This is a genomic window from Snodgrassella sp. ESL0324, assembly GCF_013344955.1.
Taxonomy (GTDB): Bacteria; Pseudomonadota; Gammaproteobacteria; order Burkholderiales; family Neisseriaceae; genus Snodgrassella; species Snodgrassella alvi.
This window is the reverse complement of sequence record NZ_JAAEDS010000020.1, coordinates 1-2363: the sequence shown is the minus strand read 5'-3', so window position 1 is coordinate 2363 and position 2363 is coordinate 1. Positions and strand designations below refer to the sequence as shown.

The 2363-nt window shown below is 39.8% G+C and carries 1 protein-coding gene; it reads right to left on the bottom strand.

Annotated elements, in window-relative coordinates:
- The coding region (locus tag GYY70_RS11920) for a calcium-binding protein (RefSeq protein ID WP_304944920.1) at window positions 1-2363 on the bottom strand (2363 nt) is incomplete at both ends.

Here is a 2363-nt window from a genome sequence, read left to right as displayed (position 1 = left end):
CCGGATTGAATCATTTTCGTTGTAGCCGTAAATAATTAAATCATAGTTTTCTTTCCTGAATTTTACTTCAGAAAAATTAACATCAGTAAACTGAATGGTATCATTACCGCTAGTTTCATTAATAGTGTCCTGTCCATGGCCTTTTGCAAAAACATAAGTATCATTACCATACCCGCCTTCCATGTAATCGTTACCTTCACCGCCAATCAGGATATCATCACCGTCTTGGCCATATAATTTATCATTACCGGCACCGCCATCCAGAACATCGTTAGTGCTGCCGGTAGTAATGGTATCGTTACCGTCGCCACCATATATAAGAGCACGACCGTTAGTAAGAGTAATGATATCATCACCACTGGTACCAAATAGTTGCATACCGTTTTTACGCAAATCAGCTAAAGTAATGGTTTGATCCTTAAAGACAAAATTTTCTATTGTATAGTAATCATTACTACCATAGAAAAAGTTCTTGACCCGGATTGAATCATTTTCGTTGTAGCCGTAAATAATTAAATCATAGTTTTCTTTCCTGAATTTTACTTCAGAAAAATTAACATCAGTAAACTGAATGGTATCATTACCGCTAGTTTCATTAATAGTGTCCTGTCCATGGCCTTTGGCAAAAACATAAGTATCATTACCATACCCGCCTTCCATGTAATCGTTACCTTCACCGCCAATCAGGATATCATCACCGTCTTGGCCATATAATTTATCATCACCGGCACCGCCATCCAGAACATCGTTAGTGCTGCCGGTAGTAATGGTATCGTTACCGTCACCACCATATATAAGAGCACGACCGTTAGTAAGAGTAATGATATCATCACCACTGGTACCAAATAGTTGCATACCGTTTTTACGCAAATCAGCTAAAGTAATGGTTTGATCCTTAAAGACAAAATTTTCTATTGTATAGTAATCATTACTACCATAGAAAAAGTCCTTGACCCGGATTGAATCATTTTCGTTGTAGCCGTAAATAATTAAATCATAGTTTTCTTTCCTAAATTTTACTTCAGAAAAATTAACATCAGTAAACTGAATGGTATCATTACCGCTAGTTTCATCAATAGTGTCCTGTCCATGGCCTTTGGCAAAAACATAAGTATCATTACCATACCCGCCTTCCATGTAATCATTACCTTCACCGCCAATCAGGATATCATCACCGTTTTGGCCATATAATTTATCACCACCGGCACCCCCATCAATAATTTCATTATTTGAAGAACCCGTAATCACATTATCATTATCATCGCCTTTTAAAATAGGCATAAGGTTATTTTTAATATTCTCTTCGCCAGCAGTCTTATCTTCGAAAATAAAGTTGAATCCATGTTTGTAAGAATCGACAAAATAATTAGGCAGGGTTACAGAGTCTGAATTTCTGTAAGCTTTAATAATAAGATCATTACCGGAACGGATGAACTGAGCATCAGCAAAACGGGCACCTTTGAACACAACATCATCATGTCGATTTGTCTCATATGAGTATGCTCCATCATCAATAATATCCTGACCATGGCCGGCTTGAAATTCATAGCGATCCTTTTCCCGATAACCGCCTTTAAGAGTATCATTACCGGGACCGCCAATCAGGATATCATAGCCGGAGCCGCCTTCAAGGTAATCATCGCCGTCGCCACCGACAAGAGTATCATTATCATCGCCGCCTTCAAGGTAATCATCGCCGTCGCCACCGACAAGGATATCATTACCATCGCCGCCATAAAGGTAATCATCGCCGTCGCCACCGACAAGGGTATCATTACCATCGCCGCCTTCAAGATAATCATCGCCGTCGCCACCGGCAAGAATATCATTACCATCGCCGCCGTAAAGCGTATCATTACCTTCATCACCATATAATTCATCATCACCTGCATACCCATGCAAGGTATCATTACCTTTACCGCCGCTGATAATATCCCTGGTATCCCAACCATGAATGACATTATCACCATCGTCGCCATTCAGAGTAAATGTCATTTCATTGATGATATCCTGTACACTGATGGTTCTGTCTTCAAAAATAAAGTTGAATCCGCGGGAAGTATTATTATAATAATTAAAATAATTAGGCAGAGTTACTGAGTCTGAATTTCCGTAAGCTTTAATAATCAGATTATTACCGGTATGGATGAACTGAGCATCAGCAAAACGGGCACCTTTGAACACAACATCGTCCCAAGTATTTTTCTGGTATGAGAATGCTTCATCATAAATAATGTCCTGACCATGGCCGGCTTGAAATTCATAGCGATCCTTTTCCCGATAACCGCCTTTAAGAGTATCATTACCGGGACCGCCAATCAGGATATCATAGCCGGAGCCGCCTTCAAGGTAATCATCGCCGT